This is a genomic window from Coprobacter secundus subsp. similis, assembly GCF_015097275.1.
GTDB lineage: Bacteria > Bacteroidota > Bacteroidia > Bacteroidales > Coprobacteraceae > Coprobacter > Coprobacter secundus.
The window spans coordinates 268978-287617 of the sequence record NZ_AP023322.1 but is presented as its reverse complement, the minus strand read 5'-3'; the positions used below and the strand labels follow the sequence as shown (position 1 = coordinate 287617).

General features: G+C 49.8%; 8 protein-coding genes. 2 read left to right on the top strand and 6 right to left on the bottom strand.

Translation table 11 applies throughout. The features are described from left to right. Window positions 1–6 precede the first annotated feature (6 nt). The 6 genes from Cop2CBH44_RS01050 to Cop2CBH44_RS01025 form a co-directional block, all read right to left on the bottom strand. Window positions 7–2712: an alpha-L-rhamnosidase-related protein gene (locus Cop2CBH44_RS01050; RefSeq protein WP_476728534.1), complete on the bottom strand. Its 2706-nt coding sequence runs from the start codon at window positions 2710–2712 to the stop codon at window positions 7–9. A 96-nt stretch (window positions 2713–2808) separates the two neighbouring features. Then, on the bottom strand, window positions 2809–4485 hold the full coding sequence (locus Cop2CBH44_RS01045) for a hypothetical protein (protein WP_200755387.1): 1677 nt from the start codon (window positions 4483–4485) through the stop codon (window positions 2809–2811). Between the two features lie 55 nt (window positions 4486–4540). Next, window positions 4541–5863, bottom strand: coding sequence for a trehalase family glycosidase (locus tag Cop2CBH44_RS01040; protein ID WP_200755386.1), 1323 nt, complete (start codon window positions 5861–5863; stop codon window positions 4541–4543). Between the two features lie 9 nt (window positions 5864–5872). Continuing rightward, window positions 5873–8119, bottom strand: a complete 2247-nt coding sequence (gene bglX / locus Cop2CBH44_RS01035; protein ID WP_200755385.1) for a beta-glucosidase BglX — start codon at window positions 8117–8119, stop codon at window positions 5873–5875. 318 nt (window positions 8120–8437) lie between these two features. Continuing rightward, window positions 8438–9274, bottom strand: a complete 837-nt coding sequence (locus tag Cop2CBH44_RS01030) for a glycerophosphodiester phosphodiesterase (protein ID WP_246469156.1) — start codon at window positions 9272–9274, stop codon at window positions 8438–8440. 63 nt (window positions 9275–9337) lie between these two features. Beyond that, complete coding sequence (locus Cop2CBH44_RS01025; protein WP_200755384.1) at window positions 9338–13381, bottom strand: hybrid sensor histidine kinase/response regulator transcription factor; 4044 nt, start codon at window positions 13379–13381, stop codon at window positions 9338–9340. A 259-nt stretch (window positions 13382–13640) separates the two neighbouring features. Between Cop2CBH44_RS01025 and Cop2CBH44_RS01020 the strand changes: the two genes are divergently transcribed. Both Cop2CBH44_RS01020 and Cop2CBH44_RS01015 read left to right on the top strand, forming a co-directional pair. Next, a complete protein-coding gene (locus Cop2CBH44_RS01020; protein ID WP_200755383.1) occupies window positions 13641–15365 on the top strand; it encodes an alpha-L-rhamnosidase-related protein in 1725 nt (574 codons plus the stop codon). A 34-nt stretch (window positions 15366–15399) separates the two neighbouring features. Next, window positions 15400–18618 (top strand): glycosyl hydrolase, encoded by a 3219-nt coding sequence (locus tag Cop2CBH44_RS01015; protein WP_200755382.1) that lies wholly within the window; start codon window positions 15400–15402, stop codon window positions 18616–18618. Window positions 18619–18640: the final 22 nt, after the last annotated feature.

Sequence of the window (18640 nt, the reverse complement as noted above, 5' to 3'; positions counted from 1 at the left end):
AAGAGTTTATTGGTTGTCTACTTTGAATTTATATTTTCCTTGCGGCACACGCACGATACAGTTCCCGTCTTGTATCCTTTCGAACCGGACGTCTTTCGAGTCGCGTACCGATATCCCGCTTTCTGTCACTTCCGAGGTATTGCCTCCTACGGGTATGTATATGGTGGCTGTACTCCCTACGGGAACGGTCACGTTCATTTCCAGATTGCGGCCTGTCTGCCTGATTTCGGACACGACTTCGCCGTAAGGTGTCATGTGCGAGTAATAGACTTCGGGCAGCCGCTTGTCCAAGATGGGCTTTATGATGATATGTTCGTATGCGGGTCTTTCGGCATCGACATTGACTCCTGCAAGAATTCTGTAAAACCAAGTGAGTCCTCCTCCGAACATCGGATGGTTGCGGGAATCGGCTCCGTTCCATTTTTCCCAGGTGACGGTAGCTCCTTGTTTTATCCAGTTCCCGAAACTGGGAAAATCTTCCTGATTCATGGCGTTATAGGCGATGTCGTTGAGCCCGTTCAGCGCCAGTGTCTCGAAAAAGAATTGTGTACCGAATATCCCGGTATTGAGATGGTTGTCGTACTTGACCGAAATCTCGTGTTTCAAGGTCGCCACGACATCGTCGTAACGGTCGTCAGGGACACCTAATACCAATGCGAATATATTGCTGCCAAAATCTCCATAAGAGCGGGTTTCGGGATTGTAAAATTTCTTGTTGAAGGCTTTTTTTACATTGCCGGCCAATACCGAATAGTAACGGGCATCGTCCTGCAACCCCATCACCCGGGCGGCTTTTGCGGTAAAATCGGCACAACGCCAGAGATAGAACGTGTGCACGAGCTCGACAGAGGGTATGTCGAATGCGGGTGCCCAATCGCCCAGATTGAGCCAATAATTGGGTTGGGTCGCATTCAGATTGGCACGTTGTGCGAGCATGGTACTGTCGGGAGTAAGCCATGTCAGCATGTAGCGTACTTGCTCTTTCATGGCGAAATAGTTGTCTTCCAATATCTTCTTGTCTCCATAGTGCAGATAGAATTCCCAGGGCATGATATTCATGGCTGCGCCCCAGGGAACTCCTCCTCCGCAACCGGGTTGCCAGGGGGCTCCGTTGGGGACATAGCCGGTCTCTATATTCTGGGCATCTCTCATGTCTCGTATCCATTTCTGATAAAAAGCGGCAGCGTCGAAGTTGTGCATTACCGTAGTGCACACGACTTGCGCATCGCCTGTATAAGGTGCTCTCTCTCGGTGGGGACAGTCGCTGGCTATGCCCCCGTGCATATTGTCGAGCTGGCTTTGCCGCCAGATTTGGTTTATCTTGTTGAACAGCGGGTTCGAAGTCCTGAACTCTGCATCAATGGGAACATCGGTATTGACAGCTTCTGCCGTCATATTTTTTTCGGACAGGTCATGTACTCCCGATATGACGGCTTTGCGGAAGACGTACCATGTAAAACGGGGTGCATAGCTCTCCTTGCCTGTGCCCTTGAATATGTACCGGTATACTCCGAGGGGAGACTCGCAGATGTACTTGACATCGAGTGTATCGCCTTTGTTCCCTTTTATGTCCTTGAACCGTATCCAGCCTGAAATTTCTTTGCCAAAGTCTACTTCGTAGGTACCGTTGTCCAGCTTTTTCAAGGATACGGGCTCCAGCACTTCGGTGATTTTATCGGTAGGTGCGGTGTTTGCCGTGAGTGTGCCGACGGGGGCATTCCGATAAACGGCCCGGCTCCAGTCTGCATCGTCGCAGCTCGTCGTGCACCAACCGTCAGTTTCTTTATTGGCATCGTAGACTTCTCCTGCGAAGACGTCATCGGCTACAATCGGAGACTCTTTTACTTTCCAGGTTTCGTCGGTGCATATCATTTCTTTGGTATTGTCGGCGTATGTGATTTCTATCTGGCAGAGCAGGCGGGGCGACCCGAAGGAGCATACCCAACCGGTGGTGCAATCGTAGAATCCGTTGCCCAATATCGCCCCGGCTACGTTGTCACCGCGACGGAGCATGTGCGTGATGTCATAGGCCAGATACATGACCCTGTAACCGCGAAATTTGTTGTCGATGGATATGCCATAGTGCTTTATGTCTTCGCGTACGGTGTAATTGGTAAAGTTGGGGACTAAATAGTCGTCTCCTACTTTCTCTCCGTTGATATACAGCTCAAAGTAGCCCAGCCCGGTGACGAAGGCTTTTGCAGAGGTTATTTTTCCTTTGGCCCGGAATGTCTTGCGAAACAGCGGTGCCGGGTATTGTCGCTGCTCGTACTTTACCGGGCTGAGTACTCTCCGGGGGGCTTCTCCCTGCCAGGGCACTCCTATCCACCGGGCTTTCCAGTCGGCGGGTTCCAACAGTCCCATGCCCCAATAAGCGGGCTCGCTCCAGTCTGAAGCCCGGTCTTTATCGTCCCAGACCATAACGCGCCACCAGTAGTCTCCCGCCGACTTCAAGGGGGCTCCTGCATAGTGCACCAGCCGCGACACGGAGGAGTTTTGCCGGCCGCTGTCCCACGCGTCGTAGTCTCCTTTTTGCAATTTTTCTTTCGAGGTGGACACGACTATGCGGTACGCCTGTTGCGAGCGTCCTCTCTCCTGCCCGGAAGATGCATGGTTTATCCAAGAGAGGCGCGGGGCACGGGTGTCTACCACTGCGGGATTTTCCATATATTCGCATCTCAGGTTACCGGGGCTTATTTTCCCCCATGCCATATTGCCAAAAACAAACAGCATCGCCCCCAGAGAGAAGAGGGTACGTCTGTCCGGCCGGCATCCGGCCCGTAATTTTTCTAATGTTCCTGCCATTGCTCAATTTTTAAAGGATATGGATATTTCTTTGTTTTCGGGTTTTATTCTAAATATTCGTCCCGAGGAGTCTTTGCAGTCTGCGAATGTTCCTTTCTTACAGGTTATTTTATAATCGAATGTTTTTTCCCGGGCATCGATACGCTTGTCATCTATTCGTGTAAAAGGCAATGCGGTACCCGGCACGACGGAAAGTTCCATGTACCATTCCATGCGGGTGTTGCCGGCCGATTCGATTTGCATACGGACTTTGTCTTCGTCAAAGGTCATGACAAAAGTTGCTCCGGGTATTTCCAGCGGCCATCTTACGTAAAGACGCTTTCCCTTGTGTGCTATTTCGGGTTCCCGGCCTGTCGCTTCAATCATCGTACCGTCTTGACGGGCACAGAAAAGCCGGAGACCTGCCAACTTCTTGTCGGAGCTCCAGATATTCCCGTCGACAAAGGGCAAAGTGGTGTACAGGCAAGTAGATGTCGTACCGGGCTTGTCGATATAGTCGGAAGCAAATCTTTCATCGAAGAGGTGTATGTCCCTGAACCGGAATGTATTGCCTTCCCAAAAGAGATTGGCCCGGTAGTATTTGCTGTTGTACCATACGGTCTTTTTCCCGGTGTTTTTATAGTCGGTCAGTGCACTGATTGCCGAGGGTGCAGTGGTAGAATAGTTGTCTTTGTACCATCGTCCTGTCTCGGACAGGGTCTGGATGCGTATCGTATTATCGTCCCGAAGGCGTGCGAGGAGGGGTATCTGTATCTCCAGGCCTTTTTTCATGGCTCCCCAAGTAAAGGAATTTTCCTGTCCTGCCTGGACGTACGACAATCCCATACCGGGGTCTTTGAACATGGAGTCGAAAAACCATTTTACCCAAGTTTCCGACCCTCCGGCACTGCCATATACCGGCTCCAAGGTAACTACTCCTTGATAGTTGCCACCGATTCCCAAATCGTACTGGTATATGGGGTCGCTTCCCAGCATACGGAATACGGGTACGGGAATCTGCCCTTTCCGGGTCTGTGCCGGCATATATGCGTTTTTGCGGCTGGGGTAATATCCTCCCTGCCAGTATCCTCCCCAGAGGGTGTATCCGTCGGTTCCTATCTGGTCTCTACAATTGCAGGAAGCCTCGATATGGTATTTGTCGTACATATATGCCAGTGTATGGGCGTCTATAAACCATGAGCCTATGGCTGAGGGATATTTTCCGAATATTTCCTTGAATTTCGCCATATACACATCTACGAGTTTTTCGCGTTCTTCGGGGGTATATCCGGTGGCAAAGCCTACATCGGCATGCCAGTCCCACGGATACCGTCCGCGCCACTTGAGCCCGGCGGCTTCCACATGCGGCTGCGTGATTTCCCACCAGCCTCCTATTTCTGTTCCCGGCAGGGTTTCTTTTTTCAGCAGTTCCTGATATGAGGGCGATATAAGCGCATCGTATTGCAACAAATATGTGCCTTTGATACCGTACCGATTGAGGAGCTTTACCTGCTCGACAACGGTGCGGTAGAGCACTTCGTCGGTAATGGCGTCGATACGGGGTTCGGTCTGCCGTATAAAATTGATTACGTTGACTATTCTGGGAGCTGACGTGCTCTCCTGCTCTCCTGCTCGGATTCCTGCGGTGCAAGCAGAAAGGGAGAGGGCGAGGATACACAGTCTTTTCAATGATTTTACCATAGTTGAAATATTAATGTTTTATGTGTGATTTACTGTAACAAGGGGTGGAGAACGGTCATTTATAGTAATAATCGAATGCGAATATGTAGACTCCGGCAGTCCACCCCATGAAGGCTCCGGGCATGGCATATTCGTCTTTCACATCGGTACTTCCGCTGACGGCATTGTACTTTTCCCAGAGGTTGCCGGTGCGCTTGTAGATATCGGCCATACTGTGCACGTACTTTCCGGCTATCCTGCGGGCGGCTTTCCTGTAACCGTAACTGTCGAGTCCTTTTATCGCGAGATAGTTGAGTGCCGCCCACCCGTTGGGATAGTCCCACTGGTATACTCTCCGGCGGTCTCCTTTTTCACAGGCTGCGACTCCATTGGCACACTCCAGCCGGGAGAGGTTGCGATATATGGCGCGGGCTTGTTTCTTGCCCGCCAATTTTGCAAACAGTGTACTGAACACGGCAGCCGAAAGTACAGGGGAACGGCGCCGGTTGACATAGTCGTAATCATAATACAGCCCGTCCCGGGGGTCAAGGCACATCTCGTCGAGCAAGGCCTTGCGCCGGGCTGCAAGCTTTTCCCAATTTTTTGCTCCCCGGAGCCCGAGTTCTTTATAGAAATACGCGAAGTTGCGCTCATAGGCGTATAGGTTGGCATTGAGGTCTACGGGATTGTGGTCTTCGCATCTGGAATCGAACCGGGGGTTGAAGTCCCAGCCCGACTCTGCTTCTGCAAGAAAATGGGAGGCTACGGCACATCGCTCCTCATCATCGGTATAGTGAGCGGGATTCAGCCCGAGCCTTCCGACAATGTAGTTGTAGAATGCCATCAATGATGCTTTGTCGGCATTGTTGGAATACCGGTTGAGCCCGCTGGGGGTCATGCGCCGGGTCATCCAGAAGCCGTATTCTTTTTCGAGAGCCTTGCATGCCCGGGCAAGCCAGGCTTTGTCCCGGGTCGCTTCGTATACCTCTCTTACCATCATACTTGCATACGGGGGCTGCGACCTGTTGAGCATCCCCTCGCAAGTGGCATTGGGCATGTATCCGAACCGCTCAATCATCGCCAGTATGTTATCTATGTTGTTTTTTGCTTGTCCTGTATTCCCGTCGAGCAAGAGCCCGACATTGGTGAAATATGTGTCCCAATAGAACATATTTTGAAAGCCGTTTACGATGCAGGGCACACTGAACGGATAGGGCAAGGCGAAGTTGCCTACTGTATCGGCCGTGCATACACGTACGGTCTTGGGCATGTCTCTGTCGATATACGCTTTCAGATTTTTTGCCTCATCGGGAATTTGTGCCCGGCTGAAGGCTGCCCAAGCCATTGCCAATATGGTTATCGTCTTTTTCATTTTCGTATCGGTAAACCGGTATGTCATATTGTTATCTTATTTGTCCCATGTCATCGTGAGTTTCTGTAGCTCACGGGAATTGGGGCCCACCGAGATGTTGAACTTCCCGGCTTCCCAATCGTATTTCAAATCCTGATTATAGAACTTGAGCTGCCCGGTCGTAATGCGGAAGGTTACTGTCTTGGTCTCTCCCGGTGCAAAATCGACTTTCTGAAAGTCTTTCAATTCTATAACGGGTCTCGAAACAGATGCTTCGGGGTCTCCGATATAGAGTTGCACGACTTCTTTTCCGGTATATTTTCCGGTATTGGTAATGTCGATGCTCAGTGTTACGACATCGTCATCTCCTTTGGCCTTTTTCTTGTCCAAAACGGGTTTTCCATACGTGTACCGGTTATAACTCAACCCATAACCGAACGGATAGAGGGGTTCATTGACGCAATCGACATATTTTGTCGTCGCCCAGAAGCCGGAATACGGACGTCCCGTCCTGAGGTGGTTGTAATATATGGGTATCTGCCCTATGTGGCGGGGAAATGTGGCTGTAATCTTTCCTGAGGGACATACTTTTCCCAATAATATGTCGCACAGAGCTTCACCGGCCATAGTACCGCCGTGCCAGGCTTCTACAAGGGTGGAAAACTCGGCATCTTCCTCTGTAAGAATCAAAGGCCGGCCGCTGAATATGACGACAACGACGGGTTTTCCTGTTTTCTTGAGTTCGCGAAGCATCTTTTTCTGGCAGTCAGGCAGGGAGGGATTTACCCGGCTTTTGGCTTCCCCGCTCCAAGAGGAGGGTTCGCCTACGGCTGCAATTATAAGGTCGGCATCGCTTGTCTCAGCAATGGCCCTGCGTATGAGCGAGTCGGTGGGTATGGTGAATGCCCCGTCGTATATGCAATAGTCTTCGATATAATTGGCTCCTTGCGAGTAGGAGACTTCGCATTTCCCGGCCAGGGCTTCGCGGAGCGCTTCGTATGCCGAGTGCATCTTGTCTTTAGAGTAGCCGTATGACCATGTACCGAGCAGCTCTCCACGTACATTGCCCATAGGGCCTACAACGGCTATTTTACGGGGAGGGGTAATCGGCAGGAGCTGTTCTGAATTCTTGAGCAGGACAATAGACTCGGCAGCAAGCCTACGTGCGACATCGCGGTTTTGAGGTGATAGTACTTGTGATTGCCGTTGCTTGTTTTTCAGATACCTGAAAGGGTCTTCAAACAGTCCTAATTTGTATTTGGCTTCGAGCACTCTGCGGCAGGCGGCATCTATCCGGCTGAGGGGGACCCGTTTTTCTTCTACCGCTTTTTTGAGACAGAGTACATACAGGCTGGAACTCATGTCCATATCGAGCCCGGCGTTCATCGCCAGCTCGGTGATTCGTTGAGCGCCGCCCATTCCGTGTTCTGACATTTCGGCCAGCGAATTGGCATCGGATACCATGAATCCTTTGAATTTCCATTGGTCACGCAGCAAGTCGGTCAGGAGCCACTTGTTTCCTGTGGCCGGTACTCCGTTCACGACGTTGAAAGAGGTCATCCCACTACCCGCTCCCTCATCGAAGGCTGCCTTGTAGGGCGGCAGATAGTAGTTGTACATGGTTACGGGATCCATGCTCACGGTATTATAGTCGCGTCCGGCTTCGGATGCTCCGTACAAGGCAAAGTGCTTTACACATGCCAGAAGGGTATTGGGTTTGGAGAGGTCGTCACCCTGAAATCCCCTGACCATCGCCCGGCCTATGCGGGAGCCGAGGCAGGGGTCTTCTCCTGCACCTTCGGCAATACGCCCCCATCTCGGGTCGCGGCAGATGTCGACCATAGGCGCGAATGTCCAGTTGATACCGAATGCGGATGCTTCGTCGGCTGCGACCCGTGCGCTCTCTTCCAAGAGGGGCATGTTCCAGCTGCATGCACTGGCCAAGGGTATGGGGAAAATCGTATAGTATCCGTGAACGACATCGAGCCCTGTAATCAAAGGTATCTTCATGCGCGAATTTTCTACGGCAAATTTCTGGGCGTCTTCGGCTGCTTTGGCATCGAACCCTCCGACCGAACTGACAAGCCCTTTTCTTATGGCTTCGTCGAGTCCTATGGCACTGCCGACCACTTTGGGGCTGCCGACTCCTCCCAAATTCAACTGCCCGATTTTTTCTTCCAGCGTCATCTTCTTCATCAATGATGTGATAAAGTCATCCATCTGCCTGTCGTCCGAGGATTTTTTTGCCTCCCCGTACGTCACTGCCAATAACAGGATAATAAGGATAGTGTGTATTCGTTTCATTCCAATAAAAAATTTATTACAGACTTGTTTTCGCTTTATTTTCAAATAATGGCTTCTGCCGGGTGCCGGGGGATTATGGTGTTGTCCCCGGGCTTTATGGTTACATGGTCCGACAAAAGTAGTTGCATCGAAACAATGGGCTGCCATCTATATGTCTCATTTATTTGAATATTTGTTTCAGAATCGAATGGCGAATTTGTCTATACAAGGGTGGTACATTTTGCAATTTATCCAATCATCATTCTTATTATCAACATTTTATATTTTCAAAATTCTTATCAAAGTTTATCTCAAAATATTTTCCGACGAGCGGGCCGGCTAATATTTCACTTTTATCCAAGGGGCATTTTCTGCAACCCACTTTTTGAGCTCAACCGGGATATCGGTGCACATATAGTCACATCCCAAGTACGCCCCGAGCATAAAGTCCTGTACCGACTTCCCCGGCCACAGGCTTACGATAATGCCTTCATCGTGTGCCCGCCGTACACTTGCGCGACTGGTACCGTCCATGGTCGCCCCGAGGCGTTTTATGCCGACAGTCTTACAGAGGTCTATGGTCTCGTCGTTGCAGGGCTTGGAAGTGATGAGCAACAGTTCTACTCCGGGGTAGCGCGATTGCAAATAGCGCAACGCCCGATAATCGCTCGACGTGAACACATAAAGGGCATCTGCGGGCTTCTCCGCCATGACTGCTTCATAGAGTTTGTCGCAATACTCCTCAAGACGACGGGAGGGATAGAGATGTTGCGGAGCGGTCTTCATCTCAAACTCGACATAGAGCCCCGGCTTGTCGTGCAGGAAGCGAAGCAGTTCATCGAGAAAGAGCACTTTGTTCCCTTGCCGGGTATGCAATTGCTCTATTTCTGCCCGAGTATGCTGCTCTACCACGCCTTTGCCGTCGGTGGTACGCTCCAGCGAACTGTCGTGCGTGATGACGAGTGCTCCGTCGCGGGTCATCCGCACATCGGTCTCGAATCCCCGGTATCCTGCCCGATAACTGGCTTCAAAGGCCCGGAGCGTGTTCTCGTCGTGTTCCAGGCGCCCTCCCCGGTGTGAAAAGAGCCGTATTTCCTGATTTTGGGCGAATGTCTGGGCGACGCATATAAGGTATGTCGCAAATAACAAGAGGTACGGTTTCATTTTTATATCCATATTACATATAGTGTGATAAATTCGTACAATTACTTCGTTCCGATAGCGGACACCGCATTTCCATCACTTGCCGAAATGTTCGGTCAGGTACTCTTTCGGCGATATCCCGAAATGTTTCTTAAAGAGATTGGAAAAATGCGACTGGGTCCCGAAACCAGTCATCTCACTGATTTCTCCCAATGTATATTCCCGGGTCAATATAAGCTCGGCCGCGCGGTTGAGACGGTATGTCTTAAGCAAATCATTCGGAGTGGCTCCTGTAAGTGCTTTGATTTTCCGGTAGAAATTGGCACGGGAATAACCCAGCTCGCGGCTAAGGATATTGATGTTGATATCACCGTTGGATATGTTGTCTTCTATGTATTTGTACAATTTGTCGAGAAATTTCCGGTCGAGCGGGCTGAGCTCGAGCCGTACGTCTTTCTCCGCCGGGACAGAGTCTTGTGCTCCACATGCCGAAATGAGAAGGGCTTTGAGCTTGTCCTGCTTTGCCATCATCCTGTTGACTATGGAAATAAGCACACTCGGATTGAAGGGTTTGCTGAGGTACATATCGGCTCCCTGGTCATATCCTCTTATCTGCTCCTCGTCCATGACTTTGGCCGTAAGCAGGATTACGGGGATATGGCAAATGTCCTTGTTCTTCTTCACTTCACTGCATAGCTCATATCCGTCCATACGCGGCATCAATACATCGCTAATGATGATGTCGGGAACCGTCTCCACAGCCCTTTGCAACCCGTTGAGGCCGTCAAATGCCGTGGTTACATCGAACTTATCGCTGAACAGGCCGGCTATAAAGGCGTTCATATCGGGATTGTCTTCGATGATAAGTATCTTCCTGCGTTCGGCACCAGCCGCCTCTTCTTCTGCGGCATCGTCCGTAACGGGGATTGCAGGGAGGATATCACTGCCGGCTGCCTGTTCTGCTTCCTGCTTCATATCCATATCGTCGGATGCCCGTTCGTCTTCGCTATATGCACTCTCGCAAACGGGAATGACAACCGTAAAGGTCATCCCCCGGGAGACATTTCGTTCGGCACGTATTTTTCCCTTGTGGTTTTCGACCAAGTGATATACGTAGTTCAATCCTATGCCGAATCCTTTTATCTGCCCGTATTTCGAGGGTGTCACCAACCGGCTGAAACGCTTGAAGAGCCGTGTAAAATCATTTTTATCTATGCCTATGCCGTTATCGGTCACCCGGATTTCCATATACGTCCAATCGTTTCCGGTAGTTCTTTCCGGGTATTTTGTCAAGTCGAGCTTGACGATAATGCGACCGCTGTCGAGCGTATATTTGGTCGCATTCATCAGCAGATTGTTCATAATCTTATCCAGCTTATCGGCGTCGTATATGACCGTAAGACTGTCGTACGGGCAGTCGAATTCCACTATCTGATTTTTCTCTGCCGTATATATATTGTATAATTTAATAATATTTTCCAATTGGTGAACACAATCGTGCCGACTGACTTTCAGCGGAAGTGTTTCGTCCTTGACATGGCGAAACTTCAGTAACTGGTCGGTGAGGTCGAGCAACCGGTCTACGTTGCCGGCTATAAAATCGAGATTCGACTCTACTTGCTGCTCGCTCAGAGTCCGATATTTGTCTTTCAACATCTTTACAGGGGCATAAATCAGAGTCAGGGGTGTCCTCAACTCGTGCGATATGTTGGTAAAAAAGTTTACTTTCATCTGGGACATTTTGTGTTCCTGCTCAATTTTTGCCTCGATAAGGGTATATCTTTCTTTGGCAAGCTTGAGACGGACATATAGTTTACTGAACAGGAAAACAAGCAATACCGCCAATACCGCATATACGGATAGCGCGAGAGGATGCAACCAGGGTGCGGGACTGACTTCGACGTCGAGCAGCTTTCTGGGCTCACCCCAGGCCCCGTTACGATTTTTTGCCTTGACCAGGAAGGTATAACTGCCTGCCGGCAGGTTGGCGTAGGTAGCCCGGTTGTATTTGCCTATATAGTTCCATGTGTGGTCGAAACCTTCGAGCATATAGGCGTATTCGAGAAACGACAGACAGTCATAAGCAATGCCCGAAAACTCGAAACTGACAACATTCTCGTCATGGTCGAGTTTGAGGTTCCTTATCAAGGATATATCCCTGTCGATGACTCCGCCGTCTTCGGGTACCACGCTGTTGCCGAAAAGCTTGAAGTCGGTAAGATATATGGGAATGTCTTGGCGGACAGGCTCCACGTTATCGGGGAAGACTTCTTCGAGTCCTGTGTTCCCGCCGAAATAGATATGTCCCCGGCTGTCCTTGAACGTACATTTTTCATGGTACTGGTTGCCTCCGATACCGTCTTGCTGGAGATAGACGTTGATGGTATCGGCCGGTGATATGCGGTATATGCCGTAAGAAGAACTTGCCCATACATTATCGTGCGCGTCGCACTCGATGCCTACCATGTCATTGCGCTGGAGCGGGTCGTACTGCTTCAGCGTCTTCTTTTTCAAGTCGTATTTCATAAGGCCGTTGCCGTAAGTGCCGATCCACAGGTTGCCTTTAGCGTCGAGCCTGAGTTCTACGGCATTGCTCCAAAGCTTCCGGCACTTGGCATCGAGAGCACTGGCTACCAGCGAATTGGCATCGATGACGTAGATATTGTCCATGTATGCCGAAAAGAGCATCTTGTCATCGGAAAGGGGTATGATTTTGGTGATGTTGTTGCTGTTGGAAACGGCCGATGTGATATGTTGCTTGAGAATAAGATCGTCGTCGTAGATATATAATCCGTTTTCGGACGAGCCCGCCCATATCCTGCGGTTAGCGTCTTCGGCTATGGTAACCACATTTCCGGTTCCGGAACAGGTTTTTACCAAAGAGAGTTGCCCGTCCCGGCCAATGTTGCAGACTATAAGCAAATTTCCATACCCGACCCATAACCGGTTGCGGGTATCACAGTATATTTCCTGCACAAAGTTGCTGTTGAACACCGACAGCCAAGGGGTCGTGGAGGCGTTGTACCAGACCACTTTCCCGGTGGCGGTATTGTAATATGCCAGGCCGTCATAGCGGGTTCCTATCCACATATTTCCATACCGGTCGGCGGTAATACGGGTGACAAACCGGTTTCTGAACAGGTTTACTATGGCTTTGTTTTCATTAAATATCTTTTTCTTGTTCGAAAGCATGAAATGCCCCCGGTCGAAAGTCCCGAACCACACGTTTTTTTCCTTATCGACAAATGCCGTATTGATATCGACAGAGGGTATATCGGCAAACTCGTCGTTGTTGTACCGGCTTATCACATCGCGGGTTTCCATGTCGTACACAAGCGCACCTTTGTTTCTTGTGCTTATCAGCAACTTACGGCCTCCGTCGACGGGCAACATCTGATTGATACGCAAATCGTCGAGCGCATGAGGGAAATCGCCGTCGCTGATTTCGAGGCTATGCAAATCGAGGAGCTTGATGCCGTTTTCGGTACCCAAAAGTATCTTTTCACGGTCACTGACCATACAGTTTACAACATCGTCCCGTCCTACGACGATTTTGGAAATCAGGCTCAACGAACGGTCGAGCTTTATCAGCTCTGCCCCATTGGTGAGCCACAAGTTGCCGTGACTGTCGGTAACGGCTCCATATATGACCTGCCTGTCGACTTCGATGCGCGGTATAAGCGTCTTGTTTTTTTCATCTATCTCGTACAGCCCGTTATAGCCGTATGTATATATTCTCCCGGCATACTGGACAAATCCGAGAAAAAAACTTTCCATACCGGTCGAGGTACTCTGCGAGTATCGGTGAAACTCGTACTTCCCCCGTGCCATCGAACAGATACCCTTCCCGGTAGATATCCACAGCTTGGAGGCGTCATCGACATAAAGGCCTGTAATGAGATTGGAGGGTATGGAGTGTTCGTCGGCTTCGTCATAGAAGAATACATCATAGCTTTCGCCGAAGCTCTTACAAAGTCCGTTTGCCGTAGCTATCCATATATATCCCAAGCTGTCTTGGGCAAAGGCATTGACCCGAAGGTTTGACAAATCGGTGCGATGCAACGGCTGTGAAAGGACATCGGAGAGTGCCGACAAAATAAAAACACAACATAGCGATATCGTCAGTATTTGTTGTCTCATAGAGGTTTCATGGATATTAAAAAAAATAAACAGGTGTGATAAATCATTGTGTAAATTTATCTCAAAATATCGTATATTTCAAAACAAATTTGTACGATTTCCCTATTTTGAGACTTATATAATAACTTTTGAGACAAAACACGAGACTTTGAAGACAAATATCACACAAATCGGGATAAATGAAAAACTGATACGGCCGTAAATTGCGTAACATTGTAAATCAAAAAAAATCAACTTTATCAAACAATAATTTTACGTAATGGTGAAACCTCATTTATTTATAGTGTTTTCTCTCTTATGCTTGTTTGCGCTCAGCTCCCAAGCGAAAGTCACGCATACAACCGTACCTCCGGCCAGAATCGTCTGGATGTCGGATAATACCGGGAAATTCGTCTCCAATCCCAATCACCTGTTGGGGACATTCAGCGGACAGTTATCGGTATCTGATACTTCGTATGCAACCCTGATGAGCTCCGACACGCATCAGGCCTCCATTTTACTGGATTTCGGCAAGGAAATGTATGGAAGGATAAAAATATTTTCGGCTATCCGGGAATGTAAAGTTCCCGTCAGATTGAGAATACGCCTGGGCGAGTCGGTCACGGAGGCCATGAGCGACGTGAATATGCCGGATAACCCTCAAAATCCGACCAACGAGCATTCGTTGCGTGATTTTACGGTCTCGGCTCCGTGGCTGGGCTCTTTCCAATGCGGGAACAGCGGCTTCAGGTTTGCCAGGATAGACTTGCTCGATAAGGATATAAAATATAACTTGCGCCATGTATCGGCTGTCTCGCTGATAAGGGACATCGAGGACAAGGGGTCGTTCTGCTCTGATAATGAACGGATAAACCAAATATGGCAAACAGGTGCTTATACCGTAAAACTGAACATGCAGGAGTACCTCTGGGACGGGATAAAGCGCGACCGGCTCGTATGGGTGGGCGACATGCATCCGGAGGTGATGACGATAAACAATGTATTCGGGGAACAAGAGGTGGTGTACAAGAGTCTCGACTTTGCCCGCGACGATACGCCTTTTCCGGGCTGGATGAACGGGATGTGCTCCTATTCGTTGTGGTGGATAATCATACAGAAGGACTTGTATATGTACCAGGGCAACCTCGATTACTTAAAAAGCCAGCGCGACTATTTGCTCCGTCTCGTCAAGCAGATCGACGAGAGGATTGACGAGAACGGGATGGAACGGCTCGACGGAATACGCTTTCTCGACTGGCCGACATCGGAAAACCGGAATGTGATACACAGCGGACTGCAATCGCTCTCTTTCATGGCGATGAAAGCGGCTGTACAAATCGGGGAGTATATCGGTGACAGGGATATGATAAGAATGGCATCGAGCTGCCTCGAACGGATGAAGGGGGTGGCCGTGGATGCTCATGATAACAGCCAGGCGGCAGCGTTGAATATCATATCGGGGTTGAGCACAGACCCGGAGAAGGATTGTGAAACGATATTGAAAAACGGCCTTGACGGTTTCTCAACGTTTTACGGGTATTATATGCTGGAGGCTCTTGCCATGCTGGGCAAATATGATGAGGCTCTCGACTTCATCTCTACATATTGGGGAGCGATGCTGGACTTGGGGGCGACTACTTTCTGGGAAGATTTGAAATATGCCGACGTAGCCAATGCGGCACGCATCGACGAGATAGTGCCGCCGGGCAAGCATGACATACATGCAGGCGGGGGTGCTTATTGTTATAAGGGGTTGAGGCTGAGCCTTTGCCATGGATGGGCATCGGGCCCTACATCCTGGCTTACCCGGCATGTGCTCGGCATCGTCCCGATAGAACCGGGATGCCGTGTCCTGCAGGTGAAACCCAACCTCGGCCCGCTACAGTCGGTCAAAGGGACTTTTCCCACTCCTTACGGTATCGTAACGGTAAGTTGCACGAAAAACGGCCGGGGAAAAGTCGTATGTGACATACAGGCTCCGAAAGGGGTAAAGATAGTCAGGTGAAACAACATAAAAGAAATATAAGGGATATATTATCATGAAATCGATGAATTTAAAATCGTCTTTGGTCGCAGCAGCCTTGTTGTTGCTTACGGTACAAGTACCGGCTGCCACGGCTACCGACAGTTACCAGGATATGCGCAAGGTGTTTGCCTCGCCCCAAGATGTACAAACCAGTTGCTACTGGTACTGGATATCGGGCAATATAAGTAAAGAGGGTGTCATCAATGATTTGAAATCGATGAAAAAGGCGGGTATCAACCGGGCTTTTATCGGATTCCAGGGTATTGCAGAAATGCCGCACGGCCCTGTGTATATGCAGAGCGACGAGTGGTATGACATCGTACACGCTGCTTTGAAAACGGCTACTGAAGAGAATATCGAAATCGGCATTTTCAACGGCCCCGGATGGAGCCAGGCCGGAGGGCCGTGGGTAGACCCGAAACAGTCGATGCGTTACTTGGCTTCACAACATGCTCTGGTAACGGGCGGAGGCGAAAGGGACATCGTATTCCCCCACCCCGACAACTTCCTGCAGAATGTAAAAGTGCTTGCTTTCAAACGTAACAACATCGCTCCTGATATAAGGGCGACGGTAGATCATATTACGACAGAGGGCGTGACGGATGTCGCCCGGATGTTCGACGGGGACTTGAATACTACAGGCGGATTTGAACGCGATAAGGCCAGCATTACGGTAAGGCCGTCGAAGAAGGATTTTACACTCCGCTCTATCCGGATAGAGAGCGCTACGCCTATCAGGGCTTACTTTTCCGTAAAGGTGAAACGCAACGGGGCTTTCGAAGAGGTTTGTTCTTTCGGGGCCGACCGCACAGTTCTAAAGAACGAAGTGGGATATGACGGGCTGGCTCCTACGGCTGTGGCTGTACCCGAAACGCGCGGCGAGGAATTCATGGTAGAGATGAATATCAATGCCAACTGCAAAATAAAGGAATTCAAATTGTCCGAAACTCCTATCGTAGACCGCTATGCAGACAAGATACTGAGCAAAATGCACCAGACTCCCCAGCCGATGTGGCATGACTATAAATGGGACAACCGGGTTTCTTATGCACCGGATGCCGTAGTTTCGGAAAGGGATATTATCGACATCACCGACCACATCGATGCCGACCGGGTTGTCTGGAATGTCCCGGAGGGTGATTGGGAAATCGTACGTACTTACATGGCTCCTACGGGCATATGTAATGCCCCTGCCATAAAAGGCGACGGGGAAGGCCCTGAGGTAGACCGCTGGAACCGGGAGAACTTGAAACACCACTACGACAGTTTTATAGGCGAGATACTCAGACGGGTTCCGGAAAATGACCGGAAGACCTGGAAAATGATTGTATGTGACAGTTATGAGAAAGCTACGCAAAATTATGGAGACGACTTTATCGACTATTTCAAATCGCATTTCGGATATGACCCCACTCCTTACCTTCTCACCTTTGACGGCATTGTGGTAGGCAGTACCGACAAGTCGGACCGCTTCTTATGGGACTTGCGCCGCATGATTGCCGACCGCCTGGCCTATGACCATATAGGCGGTATGCGGGAGCTTGCCCACAAAGACGGGTTCGGTATATGGCTGGAGTCATACGGGCATTGGGGGTTTCCCGGTGAATTTTTGCAGTACGGCGGCCAGTCGGACGAAGTGGCGGGCGAGTTCTGGAGCGAAGGCTCGCTGGGCGACATAGAGAACCGCGCGGCGTCATCGGCGGCTCACATATACGGAAAAGGCAAAGTATCGTCCGAATCGTTCACGTGCGGCGGGCCGGAGTTTGCCCGCAGTCCCCGCCATATGAAACAGCGGGGCGACAAGTTCTTTACAGAGGGTATCAATAATACTCTACTTCACTTGTATGTCTCCCAACCCGATGAGACCTCTTTTCCGGGACTGAATTGCTGGTTCGGGAACGAATTTAACCGTAAAAATACTTGGTACAGCCATATAGACTTGTTTACCGACTATCTGAAGCGTTGCAATTATTTGCTGCAACAGGGGAATTACGTGGCCGATGTGGCTTATTACATCGGAGAGGATGTCCCTGTAATGACAGGTATTACCGAACCGGCTCTGCCTAAGGGATTCCAATATGACTTCATAAATGCCGAGGTCATCGAGAATTATCTTTCTGCCAATGAGGAGCATATATTGTCTTTGCCTCATGGCACCCGATATAAATTGCTTGTTTTACCGCCGAGCAAAACCATGCGCCCGAGGGTCATCAGAAAAATAAAACGGCTTCTCGAAGAGGGTGCCATCATTCTGGGCCCCAAACCGGAAAGGTCGCCGAGCCTCCAAGACTATATGGAGGCGGATGCCGAAGTGAAAGCTATTGCCGACGAATTGTGGGGCAACAGCAACTCTCAAACGATACGCCGCATAGGTAAAGGATGGTTGTTTGCCGGATACAGCATAGAAGATATATTCGGTATGATGGGATATATGCCGGACTTCCGGATATCTATCGACAGTGACGTGAAATATGCCCATACGACACAGCGTGACCGGGATATTTATTTTGTGAGCAACCAGACCGAAAAGGACATTGAATTTACGGCTCAATTCCGCATCGGAGGGAAAGTTCCTGAATTATGGAGCCCGATGGACGGTTCGGTACGTACCCTCAAATCGTTTGTAAACGTGGGGAATGTAACTCATATCCCGATGAGACTGCATCCCAACGAAAGCGCTTTTATCGTATTTGACAAAGATATATCGGGTGAGCCCCAAGTGTTGGACATGGCTCTCAACTATCCGGAAACAAAGGTGTTGTCCGTGATAAACGACGACTGGAGCCTGACTTTGAAATCGATGGTCAACGACGGGAAGAAACTGAAACCGGAGGCTTTGAAAGATTTGTCGACGATGGATGATGACTATGTGAAGTATTTCTCGGGTACGGCTGTATATACAAACTCATTCAAAATAAAGGAGATTCCTGCCGGCAAAAGGGTAATTCTCGACTTGGGAGAGGTATACGAAATGGCTAAAGTGAAGGTGAACGGAAAGTATGCGGGCGGTGTATGGACGGCTCCTTATACTCTGGATATCACCGATGTCTTGAAACGGGGCAAGAACTCGATAGAAATCTCAGTGGTAAACAACTGGGTAAATCGTCTGGTGGGGGATTCCAGAGTACCGGAAGAGAAGCGAAAAACATCGTATGTATGCCGTACTTACCGGCCTAAATCTCCGCTTCAAAAGTCGGGATTGACGGGCCCGGTCAGAATCCTGACCGAATAGTTACGTCCGGCTAAAAATACTT

What these genes read in the sequence shown, in the direction of transcription:
- Cop2CBH44_RS01020 (WP_200755383.1), top strand. Translation starts at nt 13,641, where the DNA reads ATGGTGAAACCTCATTTATTTATAGTGTTTTCTCTCTTATGCTTGTTT.
- bglX (WP_200755385.1), bottom strand. Translation starts at nt 8,119, where the DNA reads ATGAAACGAATACACACTATCCTTATTATCCTGTTATTGGCAGTGACG.
- Cop2CBH44_RS01040 (WP_200755386.1), bottom strand. Translation starts at nt 5,863, where the DNA reads ATGACATACCGGTTTACCGATACGAAAATGAAAAAGACGATAACCATA.
- Cop2CBH44_RS01050 (WP_476728534.1), bottom strand. Translation starts at nt 2,712, where the DNA reads ATGGCATGGGGGAAAATAAGCCCCGGTAACCTGAGATGCGAATATATG.
- Cop2CBH44_RS01030 (WP_246469156.1), bottom strand. Translation starts at nt 9,274, where the DNA reads ATGGATATAAAAATGAAACCGTACCTCTTGTTATTTGCGACATACCTT.
- Cop2CBH44_RS01025 (WP_200755384.1), bottom strand. Translation starts at nt 13,381, where the DNA reads ATGAGACAACAAATACTGACGATATCGCTATGTTGTGTTTTTATTTTG.
- Cop2CBH44_RS01045 (WP_200755387.1), bottom strand. Translation starts at nt 4,485, where the DNA reads ATGGTAAAATCATTGAAAAGACTGTGTATCCTCGCCCTCTCCCTTTCT.
- Cop2CBH44_RS01015 (WP_200755382.1), top strand. Translation starts at nt 15,400, where the DNA reads ATGAAATCGATGAATTTAAAATCGTCTTTGGTCGCAGCAGCCTTGTTG.